This is a genomic window from Rhodococcus sp. UNC23MFCrub1.1 (genome assembly GCF_000686025.1).
Classification (GTDB): domain Bacteria; phylum Actinomycetota; class Actinomycetes; order Mycobacteriales; family Mycobacteriaceae; genus Rhodococcoides.
In genome coordinates, this window is the sequence record NZ_JMLQ01000003.1 from 346366 (window position 1) to 367284 (window position 20919).

The window sequence follows — 20919 nt, forward strand, 5'->3', positions numbered from 1 at the left end:
ACGTCGGTGGCTCCGTCTATCGTCGACTGGCGTCTCGGGGAGCGGTTCGATCATGTCGACACATTCATGCGTGTACGAGAGGAAACATCTGTGAGCACGTCCGCCAGTCGGCTCTTCACCAGCGAGTCCGTCACCGAGGGTCATCCCGACAAGATCTGTGACGCCATCAGCGACTCCATCCTGGATGCGCTCCTGACCGACGATCCGCGCGCACGCGTCGCCGTCGAGACCCTGGTGACCACCGGGCAGGTTCACGTCGCCGGTGAGGTCAACACCACCGCGTACGCCGACATCCCACACATCGTGCGCGAGAAGGTGCTCGAGATCGGCTACGACTCGTCGGCCAAGGGTTTCGACGGCAACTCCTGTGGCGTCAACGTCGCCATCGGCGCGCAGTCGCCCGAGATCGCCCAGGGTGTCGACAATTCGCACGAGTCCCGCGTCGAGGGTCTGACCGACGACGAGATCGACCGTCAGGGTGCCGGCGACCAGGGCCTGATGTTCGGCTACGCCATCAAGGACACGCCCGAGCTCATGCCGCTGCCGATCGCACTGGCGCACCGGCTGTCGCGTCGCCTCACCGAGGTGCGTAAGACCGAGGTGCTGCCGTACCTGCGTCCCGACGGCAAGACCCAGGTCACCATCGAGTACGAGGGCAACAAGGCCGTTCGCCTCGACACCGTCGTCATCTCCACCCAGCACGCGGCCGACATCGATCTCGACAACATGCTGACCCCGGACATCCGGACCCATGTCCTCGAGGCTGTACTGGCCGAGCTCGGGCACGACTCGCTCGACACCTCGTCGGTACGCCTGCTCGTCAACCCCACCGGCAAGTTCGTCCTCGGCGGGCCGATGGGCGACGCCGGCCTGACCGGTCGCAAGATCATCGTCGACACCTACGGCGGCTGGGCCCGCCACGGCGGCGGCGCGTTCTCGGGCAAGGATCCGTCGAAGGTCGACCGCAGCGCTGCGTACGCGATGCGGTGGGTGGCCAAGAACGTCGTGGCCGCAGACCTCGCAGAACGAGTCGAGGTGCAGGTCGCCTACGCCATCGGCAAGGCCGCTCCCGTCGGTCTCTTCGTCGAGACATTCGGATCCGAGAACGTGGATCCGCTCAAGATCCAGTCCGCCATCACCGACGTGTTCGACCTGCGTCCCGGCGCGATCATCCGTGATCTGGACCTGCTGCGTCCGATCTACGCGCCCACCGCGGCGTACGGCCACTTCGGCCGCACGGACATCGATCTGCCGTGGGAGAACACCGACCGTGCCGAGAAGTTGCGGTCCGCCGCAGGTCTGTGACGTCTCGCTCCACTTCGTGATCATCGTCTGAAAGGGGTCGGTCGGTGAGTGCCACCGCATCCGGTGTGCGCTCACCGGCCCCCACCCGGCCCATTGCCCGCGTGCTTCCCATGCTCGCGTTGTCCCACCTCGATCGCGATTTCGACTACGTCGTCCCCGCCGAACTCGATGCCGTGGCGCAACCCGGTGTGCGTGTGCGCGTCCGCTTCGCCGGGCGTCTGGTCGACGGGTTCCTGCTCGCCCGCCTCGACACCAGCGACCATCCGGGGAAGCTCGGCTTCCTCGACAAGGTGGTCTCCGCCGAGCCGGTGCTCGGCCCCGAACTGCTCGGTCTCGTCGACGCCGTCGCCACGCGCTACGCCGGCACCCGTCCGGACGTTCTTCGTCTCGCGGTTCCACCCCGACACGCGCGGGTGGAGAACGAATCTCTCGCCTCCGGTGCGCAGTCGATCCCCGTCCTTCGCCGCGACGAGTGGTCCGCGTACCGGCACGGCGCCGAGTTCCTCGACGCGCTCGGCGGCGGTCGGGCGCCGCGGGCGGTCTGGCAGGCGTTGCCGGGGGAGGACTGGGCGGCCCGGCTCGCCGACCTGGCAGCCGTGGCCGTGTCGTCGGGACGGGGAGCCGTTCTCGTCGTCCCGGACCAGCGCGATCTCGATCGCGTGGACACGGCCTGCCGAGCCGTCCTCGACGACGACGCGGTGGTCGCGCTCGCCGCGGGGCTCGGTCCCGCCGAACGCTACCGACGGTGGCTCGCCGCCGCTCGTGGCCGCGCTCGCGTCGTGATCGGAACGCGCAGCGCCGTCTTCGCCCCGGTGCACGACCCGGGATTGCTGGTGGTCTGGGACGACGGCGACGACTCGTTGTCGGAACCGCGTGCGCCGTACCCCCACGCCCGCGAGGTCGCGTTGCTGCGTGCACACCGAGCCGGGTGCGCCGCGGTGGTGGGCGGTTTCTCCCGGACGGCGGAGGCACAGGCTCTGGTCGAGACGGGGTGGGCGCACGATCTCGTGGCCACCCGTGACACCGTCCGCGGGCGCGTTCCACGAGTCACCGCTCTCGCGGACAGCGACCACGCGCTCGCCCGCGACCCCGGAGCGCGCGCGGCGCGACTCCCGGCGATCGCCTTCGCGGCGGCCCGAGCGTCGCTCACCGCCGGGCACCCCGTGCTGGTCCAGGTCCCGCGGCGCGGGTACGTGCCCTCCCTCGCCTGCTCCAAGTGCAGGACGCCCGCCCGGTGCCGACGGTGCCACGGACCCCTGGCGCTGCCGTCCGCGCCCGGTGCCGACGGCGCGGGCAGCCCCACGTGCAAGTGGTGCGGCACCGCCGACCCGTCGTACTCGTGCCCCACGTGCGGTTCACGAGCACTGCGCGCCGTCGTGGTCGGCGCAGGACGGACCGCCGAGGAGCTGGGCCGGGCGTTCAGCGGCGTCACCGTGCGACAGTCCGGCGGCACCTCGGTGCTCGACACGGTGCCGGCCGGCCCGGCCATCGTCGTGTCCACCGTGGGCGCCGAACCCGTCGCGGACGGCGGCTACGGTGCCGCGCTGCTGCTGGACGGGTGGGCGCTGCTGGGTCGAGCGGATCTGCGCGCCGCAGAGCAGACCCTTCGCCGCTGGATGGCCGCCGCCACCCTCGTGCGCCCGTCGGCCGAGGGCGGTGAGGTGGTCGTGGTCGCCGATTCGGGACTTCCCACCGTGCAGGCATTGGTGCGGTGGGACCCCGTCGGACACGCGCGCACCGAACTCTCCGAACGCACCGAGGTCGGGTTTCCACCCGCGGTGCACATAGCCGCCGTGGACGGCACCACCGAATCGCTGCGCGCCCTGCTGGACTCGGCGCGGCTCCCGGACGACGCCGTCACGCTGGGACCCGTGGACCTGCCACCCGGCGAGCGGCTGCCGTTCGGCAGCGAGATCGACGCCGACTCGTCCGCGCCCGTCGAGCGGATGCTGGTCCGCGTCCCGCGATCGTCCGGTGCCGCCCTCTCCCGCGCACTCGGTGAGGCACGGGCCGTGGTGGGAGCGAAGAAGACCGCGTCGGCGCTGCGAATCCAGGTCGACCCGCTCCGCATAGGGTGAACGGCGTGCGCCTCGTCTTCGCCGGTACTCCCGACCCCGCTCTCCCGTCGCTGCGGCGACTGCTCGACTCCTCCCGTCACGAGGTGGTCGGTGTGCTCACCCGACCCGACACGGTGGCCGGTCGAGGGCGCAAGGTCGTGCGATCGCCCGTTGCGATGCTGGCCGACGAGCACGGCATCCCGGTGCTGCAGCCCGCGAAGCCGTCCGACCCCGAGGCGATGGCCGCGCTCCGCGATCTGGAACCGGACTGTTGTCCCGTCGTCGCCTACGGTGCGCTGCTGCCACAGCCCGTGCTCGACATTCCGCGACACGGCTGGATCAATCTGCACTTCTCCCTGCTGCCGGCCTGGCGTGGGGCCGCGCCGGTGCAGGCCGCGATCGCCGCGGGTGACGAGGTCACCGGCGCGTCGACGTTCCTCCTCGAGCAGGGGCTGGACACCGGTCCGGTGTACGGCGTCGTGACCGAGAGGGTGCGCCCCACGGACACCGCCGGGGATCTGTTGACCCGGCTCGCGGACAGCGGGAGCCAGTTGCTCGCGTCCACCCTCGACGGGATCGACGACGGTGCACTGCAGGCGGTTCCGCAGTCGGGCGACGGCGTGTCACACGCGCCCAAGGTGACCGTGGAATCGGCCCGCATCGACTTCGGTCGCCCGGCGCACCTGATCGACCGGCACGTCCGGAGTGTGACACCGGCACCCGGAGCGTGGACCGAGATCGGCGACGTCCGCGTCAAGATCGGTCCGGTGACGATCACCGACGAGGAGCTCGAACCCGGGCGCGTCGAGGTACGGAAGAAGGCGGTCCTGGTGGGTACCGCGACGACGGCCGTGTCGCTCGGGCTCGTGCAGCCGCACGGCAAGAAGCAGATGGCAGCGACCGACTGGGCGCGCGGCGCCCGCGATGTGAACGGAGCGACTGCACGATGAGCGGTGAGCAGACACCGGGGTCCGGCGGTCCTCGTAAGCGTGGCGGGAAGGCCGGCGGGAAGGCCGGAGGCTGGCCGAGTGAGAGCGGGAAGGCCGGCGGCCGGCCGGATGGCGGGAAGGCCGGAGGCCGGCCGGCGGTGGCCGGGGGTTCGAGCAAGGCCGGTGGTCGGTCCGGGAATTCGCGTCCGAAGCAGCCGGGTCGCCCGAATCCCGCCGAGGCGGGGTCGGACCCCGCACGGATCGCGGCACGGGACGTCCTGCGCGCGGTGCGGGAACGTGACGCGTACGCGAACCTGGTGCTTCCGGGTCTGCTCCGGGATCGCCGGTTGAACGAGCGTGATGCCGCCCTCGCGACGGAGTTGGCCTACGGCGCGGCCCGCGCGCAGGGGGTGCTGGACGCGGTCGTCGAGCATGCGGCCTCGCGTCCGGTGTCGGACATCGACGGTCGACTGCTGGACGTCATCCGGCTCGGTGCGTACCAGTTGCTGCGCACGCGGGTGGCTCCGCACGCGGCGGTGGCGACGTCGGTCGACCTGGTGCGCAGCGAGGCCGGGCAGGGGCAGGCAGGGTTCGTCAACGCCGTGTTGCGCCGGGTCTCCGAGCGCACGGAAGCAGAGTGGGTCGAGTTGCTGGCTCCCGACGCGGAGCGAGATCCGGTGGGTCACTCGGCGTTCCGGCACGCACATCCCGCCTGGATCGCACAGGCGTTCAACGACGCGTTGGGAGCGGATGCTGCGGAGCTGGACGAGGCGCTGGCCGCCGACGACGCCCGCCCGCTGGTGCACCTGGTGGCGCGGCCCGGCGAGATCTCGGCGGACGAGCTCGCGTCGATCACCGGCGGTGAGCCCGGACCGTGGTCGCCCTATGCGGTGCATCTGGACAGTGGCGGCGATCCGGGTCGTCTCGACGCCGTGCGTGAGGGGCTGGCCGGCGTCCAGGACGAGGGCAGTCAGCTGGTCGCTCGGGCTCTGACGCTCGCGGAGCTCGACGGGCCGGACGGAGGTCGGTGGCTGGATCTGTGCGCCGGTCCCGGCGGCAAGGCTGCGCTGCTCGGCGCCATCGCGGCGATCGACGGTGCGACGGTCGATGCCGTGGAACCGTCCGAGCATCGAGCCGAGCTGGTGCGCAAGACGGTGCGCGATCTCCCGGTCACCGTGCACGCGGTGGACGGTCGCGCGAGTGGACTGGACGCGGGATACGACCGCGTCCTCGTCGACGCACCCTGCACCGGTCTGGGCGCACTCCGTCGTCGACCCGAGGCGCGGTGGCGTCGTCAGGCGAGCGACGTGGCGGGTCTGGTGACGTTGCAACGCGAGTTGCTCGCGGCAGCAGTGGAGCTGGTGCGGCCGGGCGGAGTCGTCGTCTACTCGACGTGTTCGCCGCATCTGTCCGAGACGGTCGGCGTCGTGGCCGATGCGGTCCGACGTCACGGTCTGACCGCGCTCGACACCGCGACGCTCGCGCCCGGCGTGCCGCGGGCGGCCTCGGGAACGTCGGTGCAGCTGTGGCCGCACCGGCACGGAACGGACGCGATGTTCTTCGCCGCGCTGCGCAAGGATGCCTCCTGACCGCGCTCGTTACCGGTCGGCAACGACTCGCGGGTACAACAGGAACGTGACTCCGCGACTCCTTCGACACCGCACGGCCGGGGCAGCGGTGGCCGCCCTCGCCTCGGTCGCGGTGCTGGGTGGCTGCTCGCTGTCCCCGTCGGTGACGGCAGGGACGGCCTCGGCGAGGACCGCCGACGCGGAGCGGGTGGTCGCGACAGAGTCGGAGTGGAGCGCGGTCCGCGTGTCGGTGATCGGCGACTCGTTCTCCGCCGGCTCCATGAACGACGTGGTCTGGCCGGACGTCCTGGCGGAGGAACACGGATTCGAGGTGACCAACGCGAGCCTGGGCGGCGCCGGCTACGAGGCGGGCGACGACTATCTCGGCACCTTCGCGGACCAGGTCGCCTACGCCACCGAGGAGAACCCGACGGTCATCCTCGTGGTCGGCAGCGAGAACGACGTCGACGCGGATCCGGCGGACGTGCTCGCCGACGCCACCGACCTGTACGCGTCGCTGCGCGAGCGCTCACCCGAGGCCCACATCGTCGTCATCGGACCGATCTGGAGCGGGGAGCCGGTGAGCGAGGACATGTGGGACGTGGACGCCGCGGTCTCCGCCGCCGCGGTGTCGGCCGGGCTGGACTACGTCGATGCGCTGCCGCAGGAGTGGCTGGCCGACCCGCTGATCATCCAGGACGACGGTGATCACCCGACCGACGAGGGTCAGTACCTCCTCGCCGGCCACATCGACGACGCTCTAATGCAGGTGGATCCGGACCTACTAGGCTGATCGCCCGTGGCCCCGACTCCGCAGCACCCGATGATCGCACCGTCCATCCTGTCCGCCGATTTCGCGCGGCTCGCCGACGAGGCCGCGGCCGTCGCGGGCAGCGACTGGCTGCACGTCGACGTGATGGACGCGCACTTCGTCCCGAATCTCACCCTGGGTCTGCCCGTGGTGGAGAGCCTGCTGAAGGCGACCGACATCCCGCTCGACTGTCACCTCATGATCGAGGACCCGGCCCGCTGGGCGCCGCCCTACGCCGAGGCCGGCGCGTACAACGTGACGTTCCACGCCGAGGCCACCGACGATCCGCGCGCCGTCGCCCGCGACATCCGGGCGGCGGGCGCGAAGGCCGGGCTGTCGGTCAAGCCCGGTACCCCGATCGAGCCGTACCTGGAGGTCCTGAAGGACTTCGACACGCTGTTGATCATGAGCGTCGAACCGGGATTCGGCGGCCAGAGCTTCATGCCGGAGGTGCTGGACAAGGCTCGCGCCGTCCGCCGGCTGGTCGATTCGGGTGAACTGACGCTGGTGATCGAGATCGACGGCGGCATCAACGCCGACACTGTGCAGCAGGCCGCTGCCGCGGGCATCGACTGCTTCGTCGCGGGCTCGGCGGTGTACTCGACCAGTGACCCCGCGGGTGCCGTGCGTTCGCTGCGTGAGTCCGCCGCGAGCGCGTCGCCCCACCTGTCCGGCCGGTGACCGGGAGCCTCGACCCGATCGATGCCGCGATGCGGCGGGCGATCGAGGCATCGGTCGCGGCGCGCGGTGTCAGCACTCCCAATCCTCCCGTCGGCGCCGTCGTCCTGGACCGGGACGGGTTGGTGGTCGGAGTCGGCGCCACCGCGGCACCGGGCGGCCCCCACGCGGAGATCGCCGCGCTCGCGGAGGCGGGCGAGCGAGCGCGCGGCGGCACCGCCGTGGTGACGCTGGAGCCGTGCGACCACACGGGACGCACGGGTCCGTGCTCGCAGGCGCTGCTGCGAGCGGGTGTCGTCCGCGTCGTGCACGCGCTCGGCGATCCGAACCCGCTGGCGGCAGGCGGCGCGGAGACTCTGCGCGGTGCCGGCGTCGAGGTACGGTCCGGCGTTCTCGCCGATCTCGCCGAGGCCGGGCCGATGCGTGCCTGGCTGCATCGGCAGCGCACCGGGCGCCCGATGCTCACGTGGAAGTACGCCGCCACGCTCGACGGCCGCACCGCGGCGCCGGACGGCACCAGCCGCTGGATCACGGGGGAGACGGCTCGCGCACACGTCCACGCCGAGCGCGCGCGGATCGATGCGGTGGTGGTCGGTACCGGGACCGTGCTTGCCGACGATCCGGTGCTGACGGCGCGACTGCCCGACGGGTCGCTCGCTGCGCACCAGCCGGTGCGCGTGGTCGTCGGGCTGCGCGACATCCCTGCCGGGTCTCGGATCCTCGACGACTCCGCCCCCACCCGCGTCGTGCGGACCCGCGACCCGTTCGCGGTGATGGAGGCCCTCACGGATCTGACCGACGTGGTGCTGGAGGGCGGATCGACGCTCACCGGAGCGTTTCTGTCGGCGGGCCTGGTCGACCGCGTCACGGCGTACCTCGCCCCTGTCGTGCTGGGCGAAGGTCCGACCGCTGTGCGGGGGACGGGTGTCGGAACAATTGCCGATGCGATGAGGTTTCGACGAGAGTCGGTGGAGACGCTGGGCGACGATCTGCTCGTCCGACTCGCTCCGCTACGGTCGTCCGACCACTGAGCCGAACAGAGATCACTGCACCAGCTGGTGCCGAGAGGATGACGAGCATGTTCACCGGAATCGTCGAGGAACTGGGCAGTGTCACCGCCAAGGAGGATCTGGCGGACGCGGCTCGCTTCACCGTCCGTGGCCCGCTGGTCACCTCCGATGCGTCGCACGGGGACTCGATCGCCGTGAACGGTGTGTGCCTCACCGTCGTCGAGGTCGCGGACGGCGCGTTCACGGCCGACGTGATGCAGGAGACACTGAACCGTTCGTCACTGCAGTCCCTGGCCGTGGGGTCACCGGTCAACCTCGAGCGTGCCGCCTCGCTCGCGTCGCGGCTCGGTGGGCATCTCGTCCAGGGCCACGTCGACGGGACCGGGGTGGTGCTCTCGCGCACCCCGTCGGACAACTGGACCGTGGTACGCATCTCGCTGCCCCGTGACATCGCGCGATACGTCGTGCACAAGGGGTCCATCACGGTCGACGGAGTGTCGCTGACGGTGTCCGCACTGGGCGGCGAGAAGGACGATCAGTACTTCGAGATCTCCCTGATTCCTACCACCCTGTCGCTCACCACACTGGGCGAGGCGGAGGCGGGAACGCAGGTCAACCTCGAGGTCGACGTGATCGCCAAGTACGTCGAGCGGCTGCAGAAGGTCGACTGAACATCGGCCCCCGCAGCGGGGGTCGTAGTCTTGAGAACACAGGATCTGCCCGACACTGCGGGCAGCAGACGTGGGGAGCGCACGGCGTGACCAGGTTCGACACCATCGAGCGCGCTGTCGCCGACATCGCCGCCGGCAAGGCCGTCGTCGTCGTCGACGACGAGGACCGCGAGAACGAGGGCGATCTCATCTTCGCCGCAGAGAAGGCCACACCCGAGCTGGTGGCCTTCATGGTGCGGTACACCTCGGGATACCTCTGCGTTCCGCTGTCGGGTGAGGACTGCGATCGCCTCGGACTGCCTCCGATGTACTCCACGAACCAGGACAAGCACGGCACCGCGTACACCGTGACCGTCGACGCTCGCGTCGGTATCGGTACGGGGATCTCGGCATCGGACCGCGCGGCGACCATGCGTCTGCTCGCGGACCCCGACACCGGTGCGAACGACTTCACCCGTCCCGGTCATGTCGTCCCGTTGCGGGCGAAGGAAGGCGGCGTGCTGCGCCGCCCCGGCCACACCGAGGCCGCGGTCGACCTCGCCCGGATGGCGGATCTGCGCCCGGCCGGCGTCATCTGCGAGATCGTGTCGCAGAAGGACGAGGGCGAGATGGCCCGCACGGACGAACTCCGTGTCTTCGCCGACGACCACGACCTCGCGCTCATCTCCATCGCCGACCTGATCGCGTGGCGACGCAAGCACGAGAAGCACGTGGTGCGCATCGCCGAGGCGCGCATCCCGACGGCGCACGGCGAGTTCCGTGCGGTGGGCTACCAGAGCGTCTACGAGGACGTCGAACACGTGGCGCTGGTGCGCGGCGACATCGCCGGGCCCGACGGCGACGGCAGCGACGTACTGGTCCGCGTCCACTCCGAGTGTCTGACCGGGGACGTGTTCGGCTCGCTGCGCTGCGACTGCGGTCCGCAGCTGGACGCGGCGCTCGACATGGTGGCGCAGGAGGGTCGCGGAGTGGTGCTCTACATGCGCGGTCACGAGGGCCGTGGCATCGGCCTGCTGCACAAGTTGCAGGCCTACCAGCTGCAGGACGCCGGCACCGACACCGTCGACGCCAACCTCGCGCTCGGCCTGCCCGCTGACGCGCGGGACTACGGCATCGGAGCGCAGATCCTCGTCGACCTGGGCATCTCGTCGATGCGTCTGCTGACCAACAACCCGGCGAAGCGGGTCGGCCTCGACGGCTACGGCCTGCACATCACCGAGCGGGTGCCGATGCCGCTGCGTGCCAACGCCGAGAACCTCACCTACCTGCGTACCAAGCGTGACCGGATGGGCCACGACCTCGTCGGGCTGGACGATTTCGAGACGCCGGTGGTCACCCCCGACGCGGGCGGCCTCTGATGAGCGGCGAGGGCGAACCGGTACTGCAGCTCTCGGGCGCCGAGGACCTCGAGGTCGCGATCGTCGCGGGCCAGTGGCACGAGAAGGTCAGCACGGCACTCGTGGACGGCGCACTCCGCAAGGCCGACGAGGTGGGACTGCGGAACGTGACTCTCGTGCGTGTCGCCGGAGCCATCGAGATCCCCGTGGTCGCACAGCAGCTCGCCCGCACCCACGACGCGGTGGTCGCTCTGGGCGTCGTGATCCGGGGCGGGACACCGCACTTCGAGTACGTGTGCGACGCCGTGACCGCCGGGCTCACCCGAGTGTCGCTGGACGAGTCCACCCCGGTCACCAACGGAGTACTCACCGTGAACGACGAGCAGCAGGCACTCGATCGCGCGGGTCTTCCCGGGTCGAAGGAGGACAAGGGTGCGCAGGCTGTCGCGGCGGCCGTCGACACGGCGCTGACGCTGAAGGGCCTGCGTCACGGGAGTCCGTCGTGACCGACACAGCGAGTCAGCAGTGGGAACTCGAGGCGCGGCCGCGCAAGAGCGCGAAGTACGCCGTCGGTGTCGCCGCTCTTCTCGTCATCGTGCACACCACCCTGGGGATTCTGCTGCGGACCGGCAACACCGGCGTGTTCTTCCAACGCGTGGACCAGTTCGCCATGATCGCCATCGGGTGTGGCATGGCGGCGGGCGTGCTGTTGCTGACCCGTCCGCGGATCAAGGTCGGTGCGCAGGGCGTGCTGGTGCGCAACCTCGTCACCGAGAAACTGATTCCGTGGGATCTCGTGCGCGGCTTGTCCTTCTCGCCCGGATCGAGCTGGGCTCGCGTGGAACTGCCGGACGACGAGTACGTGCCGGTCATGGCGATCCAGTCCAACGATCGCGAGTACGCGGTGCACGCCGCGCGTACGTTCCGCTCTCTTGAGCAGAAGTACGCCGCAGCGAGCTGACCGAGGTCACTCGATCCCGTCTCCCATGACGACACCCTCGCGTCGGGGATCGGCACCGCCGATCCAGCCGTCGGCCGTCCGGACCAGGGCGCTCGAGCCGCTGGACTGATCGGCCACCGACACCTGGTGGCCCATCGCCCGCAGAGCCGACACCAGCGGATCCGCGGCACCGTCGTTCTGCGCGTCGATGTTCGGATGCTCGCCGCCCACGTTCGTCGTCGGCGCGTTGGCGGCACCCACGTTGACGGCGGACACGGCCTGCTGTGGGTCGAGACCCCAGTCGAGCATGCCGACGAGGTTCTTCACGACGAACTGGATGATGACCGAACCGCCGGGTGATCCGGTCACCAGCCGCACGTCACCCCGCGCACCGTCGTCCCCGCGGTCGAACACGATCGTCGGCGCCATGGAACTGCGGGGACGCTTGCCGGGCTCCACGCGGTTGGCCACGGGTACCCCGTCGGGCCCCTCTGGTGCGGCCGAGAAGTCGGTCAACTGGTTGTTGAGGAGGAAGCCCTCGGTCATGTGGAAGGAGCCGAACGCCGACTCCACCGTGGTGGTCATCGACGCGACGTTCCCCGCGCTGTCCACGATGCTGAGGTGACTGGTCCCTGCCTCCGGTCCGGCGTAGCTGCTCAGGGGTATCGGACCGAAGTCGCCCGGTTGAGCCGTGCCCATGCTGCGGGCGGGATCGATCATGCGGGCGCGCTGCTCGAGGTAGTCCGGATCGAGCAACTCGGCGGGGCTGCCACCGGGCAGGGGGATGTAGTCGGGATCGGCGACGTACTTGTCGCGGTCGGCGTACGCGAGGCGCTCCGCCTCGGCGATGAGATGGACGCCCTCCGCGTCGGGGACTCCGCCGTCGGCATCGGGGGAGGCGGGTGCGTACTGCGCCATGTCGAAGTGGGACAGGATGCCCATCGTGGACGCGACCGCGATACCGCCCGACGACGGGCCCGGCATGCCGCACACGTCCGTGTCGCGGTACGGCACGCACACCGCGTCCCGCTCCTTCGCCTCGTATCCGGCGAGGTCGTCGAGTGTCAGCCGGCCGGGGGTGCGCCCGCCCGTCGTGTCCGCCGTCGCGTCGACGATGGACTGCGCCAGCGCACCGGTGTAGAACGCGTCGGCACCCTCGGTGGCGATCGCGCCGAGCGTCTTGGCCATCGCGGGGTTCGTCAGCGTCGTCCCCGCCGCCTTCGGGCTGCCGTCCGGCTCGAGGAAGTAGTCGCGAGAGGCCGGATCGAGTGCCAGTTCCGGCGCCGAGTCCGCGATGGACGACGCCATCCGCGGACTGATCTCGAAGCCGTCGTCGGACAGCGCGATGGCCGGATCGAACAGTGACCGCCACTCCTTGCTCCCGTGATCGCGGTGGACGTCGTCCAGCATGCGGACGACGCCGGGAACGCCGATCGCGCGGCCGCTCGATCGGGCATCGGGCTTCGGCACGGACAGATCGGCGGGCGCACCGGGGGCAGCCGTGTCGTCCACGAAGCGCAGATAATTCGCGGTGGCAGAGGCGGGAGCCGTCTCACGGCCGTCGTAGGCACGCAGAGTCCTCGACTCGGCGTCGTAGTAGAGGAGGAAGGCGCCGCCGCCGATACCGGAGCTCTGCGGCTCGACCAGTCCGAGCACCGTCTGCGCCGCGACCAGCGCGTCGGCCGCGGTCCCGCCGTCGCGCAGCACCTCGCACGCCGCCTCCGTCGACACCGGGTTGGCGGTCGACACCGCGTACGTGGCGGTGCGCACCGCGGTCATTCCGGTGCGGTAGCCGGTGGCGACCTCCGGCGCACCGTCCGGTCCCGTGCCCGCGTCCGCAGTGACGGGGGTGCCGCCTCCGCCCGCGACGCACGAGGGGGCCGAGCCGGAAGCGTCGTCACCGCTGCCCGAGGAGCAGGACACGGCGGTGAGGGCGACGACGGCCGCGAGGGCGAGAGGTCGAGTCAGTGATCGGCGGGAAGTCACCGATCCATGACACCGCGTCCTCGCGTGGTTCGCAGCCCGAACGGCGGATTTCGACTGTCGGTCACGACGACTACCGTGGAGGTGTGTCCGACCCCGCTACGTACCGCCCGGCCACCGGAACCATTCCGGTCGAGCCAGGGGTCTACAAATTTCGTGATCCGCACGGCCGCGTCATCTACGTCGGCAAGGCGAAGAGCCTGCGCAGCCGTCTCAATTCCTACTTCGCCGACATCGCCGGCCTGCATCCGCGCACTCGTCAGATGGTCACCACGGCTGCCAGCGTCGAATGGACCGTCGTCACCACCGAGGTGGAGGCGCTCCAGCTCGAGTACAACTGGATCAAGGAGTTCGATCCTCGATTCAACGTCCGGTACCGGGACGACAAGAGCTACCCGATGCTCGCGGTCACGCTCAACGAGGAGTACCCGCGGTTGTTCGTCTACCGCGGGCCCCGGCGCAAGGGTGTGCGCTACTTCGGCCCGTACGCGCACGCGTGGGCGATTCGAGAGACGTTGGACCTGCTGTTGCGGGTGTTCCCTGCGCGGACGTGCTCCGCTGGAGTGTTCAAGCGGCACAACCAGATCGGTCGGCCCTGTCTGCTCGGGTACATCGACAAGTGCTCGGCGCCGTGCGTCGGACGCGTGTCGGCGGCCGAACACCGTGCGACCGTCGAGAACTTCTGCGACTTCCTGTCCGGCAAGACCGACAAGCTCGTCCGCGAGCTCGAGAACCGGATGCAGAAGGCGTCGGAGGACCTGGACTTCGAGACGGCGGCCCGGCTGCGTGACGATGTGGGGGCACTGCGGCGCGCGCTCGAGAAGCAGGCCGTGGTGCTCGGCGACGGCACCGACGCGGACCTCGTCGCCTTCGCGAGCGACGACCTCGAAGCGGCGGTCCAGGTGTTCCACGTCCGCGGCGGTCGCGTGCGCGGCCAGCGCGGGTGGGTCGTGGAGAAGGCAGGCGAGGTGATCGACGCCGCGGTCGCGGCCGAGGCGACGTCCGCCGGGGCCGACGACCGTACCGAGGCGCAGGACGCTCCGGTGGACGCGGAGGCGGCGTCCGATCTGCCGGCTCTCGTCGAGCAGTTCCTCACCCAGTTCTACGGCGAGCAGGCCTCGCTGTCGTCGTCCACCGAGGACGCCGCTGCCAACGCCGTACCCCGCGAGGTGCTCGTTCCGGTGCTGCCGCCGAACGCCGACGAGGTGCAGGCGTGGCTCAGTTCGCTGCGCGGGTCCGCGGTGCAGCTGCGGGTGCCTCGTCGCGGCGACAAGAAGGAGCTCGCCAAGACGGTGTATCGCAACGCCGTCGAAGCGCTCCAGCAGCACAAGATGAAGCGTGCGGGTGACTTCACGTCGCGCTCCGCAGCGTTGCAGGGCATCCAGGAAGCGCTCGACCTCGACAGTGCACCGTTGCGCATCGAGTGCATCGACATCTCGCACGTCCAGGGCACCGACGTGGTCGCGTCGCTGGTGGTGTTCGAGGACGGGTTGCCGCGCAAGAGCGACTACCGCCACTACTCCATCAAGGAGGCTGCGGGAGACGGTCACTCGGACGACGTCGCGAGCATCGCCGAGGTCACACGGCGACGGTTCCTGCGTCATGGCAAGGACTCCGGCGGCGATCTGGCTCCCGAGGCCTCCCTCGACCCGCAGACGGGTCGGCCCCGCCGCTTCGCCTATCCGCCGAACCTCTTCGTCGTCGACGGCGGCGCACCGCAGGTGGCCGCGGCGGCCGAGGTGCTCGACGAGCTGGGTGTCACGGACGTCGCGGTGGTGGGTCTCGCGAAACGGCTCGAGGAGGTGTGGGTGCCGGGTGAGAGCGACCCCGTGATCCTGCCGCGCACCAGCGAGTCGCTGTACCTCCTCCAGCGGGTTCGCGACGAGGCGCACCGCTTCGCCATCACGTTCCACCGCAGCAAGCGGTCCAAGCGCATGACGGCGTCCGCGCTGGACTCGGTGCGCGGGCTCGGTGAGGCGCGTCGCACGGCGTTGGTGACGCACTTCGGCTCGGTGGCCAAGCTCAAGCAGGCCGAGGTGTCCGAGATCGTGAAGGTGCCGGGTATCGGCGAGACGACGGCACGCGCCGTCCTCGAGGCACTGGGAGTTCCACAGGACCAGGACGCGTCGGCTGCCGCGGCCGCGTCGGAACCGACCGCGGTCCCCGACAACGAAGCGGACAGCGCCCCGGTACGACATGATGAACGCACCGACGGCAGCGACCGTGACGAGCTGCCGGCACCGTCCGGTGAGCCGCTGTCGGTGGCCGCGCATCGAGGAACAGGACACCGGGACGAGTGAACGTGCAGCGAGAGCAGGTGGGTGACCCCGTTCGACCGCACTCCGACATCGACGTCGCTCTGGTCACAGGGCTGTCCGGTGCCGGGCTCGGCACGGCGGCGAAGGTCCTCGAGGACCTGGGCTGGTACGTCGCCGACAACATGCCGCCCGAGCTGATCACTCGCATGATCGAGATCGGTCGCACCTCGGACCCCGGCATCGAGCGGCTCGCCCTGGTGGTCGACGTGCGCAGCCGATTGTTCAACGGCGACGTCGGCACCCTGCTCGCCGACCTGGCAGCGGACGGGGTGCGCCCGCGCGTGCTGTTCCTGGACGCGTCCGACGACGTGCTGATCCGGCGATTCGAATCGGTGCGCCGCAGCCACCCGCTGCAGAACTACGGTGTGGACGGCACGCTCACGGAAGGCATCTCGGACGAGCGGGCCCGGTTGGCCACCGTCAAGGAGGCCGCGGACATCGTCATCGACACGAGCTCGCTCTCCGTGCACGGTCTGCGCGATCGTGTCGCCGCGGCGTTCGGCGACGACGTGGTGGGCACCGTCGCCGTCACCGTCGAGTCCTTCGGCTTCAAGTACGGGGTACCGCTCGACGCGGACGTGCTGTGCGACATGCGTTTCCTCCCGAACCCGCATTGGATCCCCGAGCTGCGCCCGCTCACGGGCAAGGACGCCGGCGTGCGGGACTACGTGCTGGGGCAGCCGGACGCGGAGGAGTACCTCGAGCTGTATCACCGCCTGCTGACGATGACGCTCGCCGGCTACCGGCGCGAGGGCAAGCGGTACATGACCGTCGCCGTCGGTTGCACCGGCGGCAAGCATCGCAGCGTCGCCATGACCGAGGCGCTCGCCGAACGGCTGCGTGCCGATGCCGACACCAGTGTCCGCGTCGTGCACCGCGACCTGGGTCGAGAGTGAGCGCGGACGGCGGACGCGGCGACGACGACGCTCCGCACATCGTCGCGCTCGGCGGCGGACACGGCCTCTACGCGACCCTGTCCGCCGTACGGTCGCTCTCCACCCGGGTGACGGCGGTGGTCACCGTGGCCGACGACGGCGGGTCGTCCGGCCGATTACGCGCGGAGCTCGGCATGATCCCGCCCGGCGATCTGCGCATGGCGCTCGCGGCGTTGGCCGCAGACTCTCCGCAGGGCAGGCTCTGGGCCGACATCCTGCAGCACCGCTTCGGCGGCAGCGGCGCGCTCGCCGGGCACTCGGTGGGCAATCTTCTGCTCGCCGGACTGTCCGAGGTGCTCGGTGACCCGGTCGCCGCACTCGACGAGGCCGCGCGGCTGCTCGGTGTCGACGGGCGGGTGCTGCCGATGTCGCCCATCGCCCTGGACATCGAGGCGGACGTGTCGGGACTCGAGTCCGACCCGCGCGTGAGCCGCGTCATCCGTGGGCAGGTCGCCGTCGCCACCACTCCCGGCAAGGTGCGGCGCGTCCGACTGCGCCCGTCGGATCCGCCGGCCACCGAGCAGGCCGTCACCGCTGTGGGCGCCGCCGATCTGGTCGTTCTCGGACCCGGGTCGTGGTTCTCCAGTGTGTTGCCGCACGTCCTCGTGCCCGAGCTCGCCTCGGCGCTGCGCGCCACCGAGGCCCGCAAGGTGCTGGTGCTCAATCTCGGGCCGGAGCCGGGGGAGACCACGGGATTCTCGGCGGAGCGTCATCTCCACGTACTGTCCCAACACGCGCCGGGTTTTCGGGTGCATCACGTGGTGGTCGACTCGACGTCGGTGCCGCCGGGGTCCGAGCGTGATCACCTCGCGCGGGCCGCCGCGGTGTTCGGCGCCGACGTGATCCACGCCGACGTCGCGGGGGCGACACCACACGCACACGACCCGAGCAAGCTCGCGGCCGTGTTCGCCGCTGTTCTCGAGGGCGCCGACCGGGCCGACCTCGACAGCAGCACCGACAGCAGGAAGGGATCGACGTCGTGGCCATGACAGCCGATGTCAAGGACGAACTGAGCCGCCTCACCATCACGGCGGTCAGCTGCCGCAAGGCGGAGGTCGCCGCGTTGCTGCGCTTCGCCGGGGGGCTGCACATCGTGGCCGGTCGCGTCGTCGTCGAGGCGGAGGTGGACCAGCTGTCCATCGCCCGGCGGCTCAAGCGCGAGGTGTTCGATCTGTTCGGCTACAACGCGGACGTGCACTCCATCGGCGCGGGCGGGCTGCGCAAGTCGACCCGCTACATCGTCCGGGTGGCCAAGGACGGCGAGGCCCTGGCGCGCCAGACCGGGCTCCTCGACATGCGTGGTCGGCCGGTGCGCGGACTTCCCGCCCAGGTGGTGGGCGGCACCGTCGCCGATTCCGAGGCGGCGTGGCGCGGTGCGTTCCTCGCGCACGGCTCGCTCACCGAACCCGGTCGATCGTCGGCGCTCGAGGTCAGCTGCCCCGGACCCGAGGCAGCGCTCGCGCTGGTCGGCGCCGCCCGCCGGCTCGGTGTGGCGGCCAAGGCGCGAGAGGTGCGCGGCGCCGATCGCGTGGTCGTACGCGACGGCGAGGCCATCGGTGTCCTCCTCACGAGGATGGGCGCCCAGGACACTCGACTGACGTGGGAGGAGCGCCGGATGCGCCGCGAGGTGCGGGCCACGGCGAATCGTCTCGCGAACTTCGACGACGCCAACCTGCGCCGCTCCGCGCGGGCGGCCGTCGCGGCCGCGGCGCGGGTCGAGAGGGCGCTGGCGATTCTCGGCGAGGACGTCCCGGACCATCTCGCCGCGGCGGGTCACCTGCGCGTGCAGCACCGCCAGGCGTCGCTCGAGGAGCTCGGGCAGCTCGCCGATCCGCCCATGACGAAGGACGCGGTGGCGGGCCGGATCCGCCGACTGCTGTCCATGGCCGACCGCAAGGCGAAGGACTCGGGCATCCCGGACACAGAGTCGGCCGTCACGGCCGACCTGCTCGACGAGGCATGAGCGCGGGTGCCTGACCGAGAACTGCACCACCCCGAACCATTAGGGTGATCACAGGTCACGGAGCGGCTCGGTCGCCCGGGACGGACACGTCCGCACCATCACGTGCGGTGGAGGAAACCGATGCACGACCCGTGCATCGACGAGGAACACGAGTTTCAACACAAAGGAGCGAACAGTGACGGTTCGGGTTGGCGTGAACGGCTTCGGTCGTATCGGACGTAACTTCTTCCGGGCGGTCGATGCGCAGAAGGCGCTCGGCACCACCGACATCGAGATCGTTGCGGTGAACGACCTCACCGACAACGCAACGCTCGCTCACCTGCTCAAGTACGACTCCATCCTCGGCCGCCTCCCGCACGACGTCTCGCTCGAGGGCGACGACACCATCGTCGTCGGCGACCGCAAGATCAAGGCTCTCTCGCTGCGCGAGGGTCCCTCCGCCCTGCCGTGGGGAGACCTGGGCGTCGACGTCGTCGTCGAGTCCACCGGCATCTTCACCGACGCGTCGAAGGCTCAGGGCCACATCGACGCCGGTGCCAAGAAGGTCATCATCTCCGCGCCGGCCAAGGGCGAGGACATCACCATCGTCATGGGCGTCAACGACGACAAGTACGACGGCAGCCAGAACATCATCTCGAACGCTTCGTGCACCACCAACTGCCTCGGCCCCATCGCCAAGGTGCTCGACGACGAGTTCGGCATCGTCAAGGGCCTCATGACCACGATCCACGCCTACACGCAGGATCAGAACCTGCAGGACGGTCCGCACTCGGACCTGCGTCGCGCCCGCGCCGCCGCGCTCAACGTCGTGCCCACGGGCACCGGCGCCGCGAAGGCCATCGGCCTGGTGCTCCCGCAGCTGCTCGGCAAGCTCGACGGCTACGCGCTGCGCGTCCCGATCCCCACGGGTTCGGTCACCGACCTCACCGCCCAGGTGCGCAAGACCGCCTCGGTCGAGGAGATCAACGCGGCCATGAAGGCTGCGGCCGAGGGCCCGCTGAAGGGCATCCTGAAGTACACCGACGCACCGATCGTCTCCTCCGACATCGTCACCGACCCGGCGTCGTCGATCTTCGACTCGGGCCTGACCAAGGTCATCGAGGACCAGGTCAAGATCGTCTCCTGGTACGACAACGAGTGGGGCTACTCCAACCGTCTCGTCGACCTCATCGGACTCGTCGGAAAGTCGCTCTGACCCGATGGCCGTCAAGACACTGCAGGATCTCATCGACGAGGGCGTCGACGGACGCGGCGTCCTCGTCCGTGCCGATTTCAACGTTCCGCTCGACGACGGGCAGATCACGGACGCCGGCCGTATCGAGGCGTCGCTCCCGACGCTGAAGACGCTGCTCGAGGCGGGTGCCAAGCTCATCGTGACCGCGCACCTCGGCCGGCCGGAGGGCAAGCCGGACGCCGCGTTCTCGTTGGCTCCGGTCGCGGCGAAGCTCGGCGAACTGCTGGGTCGCCACGTCCAGCTCGCCGGTGACGTCGTCGGTCAGGACGCCGAGGCTCGCGCCGAGGGTCTGACCGACGGAGACGTTCTCCTGCTCGAGAACATCCGCTTCGATCCGCGCGAGACCAGCAAGGACGACGCCGAGCGGCTGGCGCTGGCGAAGGAACTGGCCACGCTGGCCGGCGACGACGCCGCGTTCGTGTCCGACGGCTTCGGTGTCGTGCACCGCAAGCAGGCGTCGGTCTACGACGTCGCGACGCTGCTCCCGCACTACGCGGGCACGCTGGTCGCGACCGAGGTTGACGTCCTGACGAAGCTGACCGAGACCCCCGAGCGTCCCTACGCCGTAGTGCTCGGCGGCTCCAAGGTGTCCGACAAGATCGGTGTCATCGAGGCGCTGGCGCCGAAGGTCGACACGCTGGTCATCGGCGGCGGCATGGCTTTCACCTTCCTTGCGGCGCAAGGGTATTCCGTGGGCACGTCGCTGCTGCAGGAAGATTGCATCGAGACGTGCAAGGACCTGCTCGAGCGATTCGGTGACGTCATACACCTTCCGACGGACTTCGTCGTCGCCGACAGCTTCTCCGCCGACGCGGAGTCGAAGACGGTGAAGGCGTCGGAGATCCCCGACGGCTGGATGGGTCTGGACGTGGGACCCGACTCGGTGGATCGGTTCGAGGCGGTGCTGAGCAACGCCAAGACCATCTTCTGGAACGGTCCCGCCGGAGTCTTCGAGTTCGAGAAGTTCTCGAAGGGCACCGAAGGTATCGCTCGGGCGATCATCGCGGCGACCACGAAGGGCGCGTTCAGTGTCGTGGGCGGTGGCGACTCCGCCGCGGCCGTGCGCACGCTGGGTCTCCCGGACGCCGGTTTCTCGCACATCTCCACCGGTGGCGGTGCCTCCCTCGAGTACCTCGAGGGTAAGCATCTCCCCGGCCTGTCGGTCCTGGAGGGCTGAACC

Annotated in this window: 18 protein-coding genes; 17 read left to right on the forward strand and 1 reads right to left on the reverse strand. The window is 70.2% G+C overall.

The window, feature by feature from the left end; translation table 11 throughout:
- The first annotated feature begins 90 nt into the window (after positions 1 to 90).
- The 11 genes from metK (at position 91) to BR07_RS0109660 (ending at position 11327) form a co-directional block, all read left to right on the forward strand.
- Positions 91 to 1305: a methionine adenosyltransferase gene (gene metK, locus BR07_RS0109610; RefSeq protein WP_027505264.1), complete on the forward strand. Its 1215-nt coding sequence runs from the start codon at positions 91 to 93 to the stop codon at positions 1303 to 1305.
- Between the two features lie 110 nt (positions 1306 to 1415).
- Entirely contained in the window at positions 1416 to 3383 is a 1968-nt protein-coding gene (locus tag BR07_RS0109615) for a primosomal protein N' (protein WP_197027769.1), read from the forward strand.
- Positions 3384 to 3388: 5 nt separating this feature from the next.
- Positions 3389 to 4312: a methionyl-tRNA formyltransferase gene (gene fmt, locus BR07_RS0109620; RefSeq protein WP_027505266.1), complete on the forward strand. Its 924-nt coding sequence runs from the start codon at positions 3389 to 3391 to the stop codon at positions 4310 to 4312.
- A complete protein-coding gene (locus BR07_RS0109625) occupies positions 4309 to 5880 on the forward strand; it encodes an RsmB/NOP family class I SAM-dependent RNA methyltransferase (RefSeq protein WP_081821188.1) in 1572 nt (523 codons plus the stop codon). The genes fmt and BR07_RS0109625 overlap by 4 nt, the downstream gene beginning before the upstream one ends.
- Before the next feature lie 46 nt (positions 5881 to 5926).
- Entirely contained in the window at positions 5927 to 6652 is a 726-nt protein-coding gene (locus tag BR07_RS0109630) for an SGNH/GDSL hydrolase family protein (RefSeq protein ID WP_197027760.1), read from the forward strand.
- Positions 6653 to 6682: 30 nt separating this feature from the next.
- Positions 6683 to 7351: a ribulose-phosphate 3-epimerase gene (gene rpe, locus BR07_RS0109635; RefSeq protein WP_027505269.1), complete on the forward strand. Its 669-nt coding sequence runs from the start codon at positions 6683 to 6685 to the stop codon at positions 7349 to 7351.
- A 29-nt stretch (positions 7352 to 7380) separates the two neighbouring features.
- Positions 7381 to 8379 (forward strand): bifunctional diaminohydroxyphosphoribosylaminopyrimidine deaminase/5-amino-6-(5-phosphoribosylamino)uracil reductase RibD, encoded by a 999-nt coding sequence (gene ribD, locus BR07_RS0109640; protein WP_051613270.1) that lies wholly within the window; start codon positions 7381 to 7383, stop codon positions 8377 to 8379.
- Between the two features lie 47 nt (positions 8380 to 8426).
- Positions 8427 to 9029 (forward strand): riboflavin synthase, encoded by a 603-nt coding sequence (locus tag BR07_RS0109645; RefSeq protein ID WP_027505271.1) that lies wholly within the window; start codon positions 8427 to 8429, stop codon positions 9027 to 9029.
- A gap of 86 nt (positions 9030 to 9115) precedes the next feature.
- Positions 9116 to 10387, forward strand: a complete 1272-nt coding sequence (locus tag BR07_RS24015; protein WP_051613220.1) for a bifunctional 3,4-dihydroxy-2-butanone-4-phosphate synthase/GTP cyclohydrolase II — start codon at positions 9116 to 9118, stop codon at positions 10385 to 10387.
- Complete coding sequence (gene ribH, locus BR07_RS0109655; protein WP_027505272.1) at positions 10387 to 10872, forward strand: 6,7-dimethyl-8-ribityllumazine synthase; 486 nt, start codon at positions 10387 to 10389, stop codon at positions 10870 to 10872. The genes BR07_RS24015 and ribH overlap by 1 nt, the downstream gene beginning before the upstream one ends.
- A complete protein-coding gene (locus tag BR07_RS0109660; RefSeq protein WP_027505273.1) occupies positions 10869 to 11327 on the forward strand; it encodes a PH domain-containing protein in 459 nt (152 codons plus the stop codon). Before ribH ends, BR07_RS0109660 begins: the two co-directional genes overlap by 4 nt.
- Before the next feature lie 6 nt (positions 11328 to 11333).
- On the opposite strand, the gene BR07_RS0109665 is transcribed toward BR07_RS0109660, so the two are convergent.
- Positions 11334 to 13292 (reverse strand): gamma-glutamyltransferase family protein, encoded by a 1959-nt coding sequence (locus tag BR07_RS0109665; protein ID WP_027505274.1) that lies wholly within the window; start codon positions 13290 to 13292, stop codon positions 11334 to 11336.
- A gap of 83 nt (positions 13293 to 13375) precedes the next feature.
- Here BR07_RS0109665 and uvrC point away from each other — a divergent pair, with 83 nt between their 5' ends.
- The 6 genes from uvrC (at position 13376) to BR07_RS0109695 (ending at position 20916) form a co-directional block, all read left to right on the forward strand.
- A complete protein-coding gene (uvrC, locus tag BR07_RS24020) occupies positions 13376 to 15589 on the forward strand; it encodes an excinuclease ABC subunit UvrC (RefSeq protein ID WP_051613221.1) in 2214 nt (737 codons plus the stop codon).
- Positions 15586 to 16503, forward strand: coding sequence for an RNase adapter RapZ (gene rapZ, locus BR07_RS0109675; RefSeq protein WP_051613222.1), 918 nt, complete (start codon positions 15586 to 15588; stop codon positions 16501 to 16503). Before uvrC ends, rapZ begins: the two co-directional genes overlap by 4 nt.
- Positions 16500 to 17531: a gluconeogenesis factor YvcK family protein gene (locus BR07_RS0109680; RefSeq protein ID WP_051613223.1), complete on the forward strand. Its 1032-nt coding sequence runs from the start codon at positions 16500 to 16502 to the stop codon at positions 17529 to 17531. Before rapZ ends, BR07_RS0109680 begins: the two co-directional genes overlap by 4 nt.
- On the forward strand, positions 17528 to 18505 hold the full coding sequence (whiA, locus tag BR07_RS0109685; RefSeq protein WP_197027771.1) for a DNA-binding protein WhiA: 978 nt from the start codon (positions 17528 to 17530) through the stop codon (positions 18503 to 18505). The genes BR07_RS0109680 and whiA overlap by 4 nt, the downstream gene beginning before the upstream one ends.
- Before the next feature lie 175 nt (positions 18506 to 18680).
- Entirely contained in the window at positions 18681 to 19700 is a 1020-nt protein-coding gene (gene gap / locus BR07_RS0109690; RefSeq protein ID WP_027505278.1) for a type I glyceraldehyde-3-phosphate dehydrogenase, read from the forward strand.
- 4 nt (positions 19701 to 19704) lie between these two features.
- Positions 19705 to 20916: a phosphoglycerate kinase gene (locus tag BR07_RS0109695; protein WP_027505279.1), complete on the forward strand. Its 1212-nt coding sequence runs from the start codon at positions 19705 to 19707 to the stop codon at positions 20914 to 20916.
- Positions 20917 to 20919 lie beyond the last annotated feature (3 nt).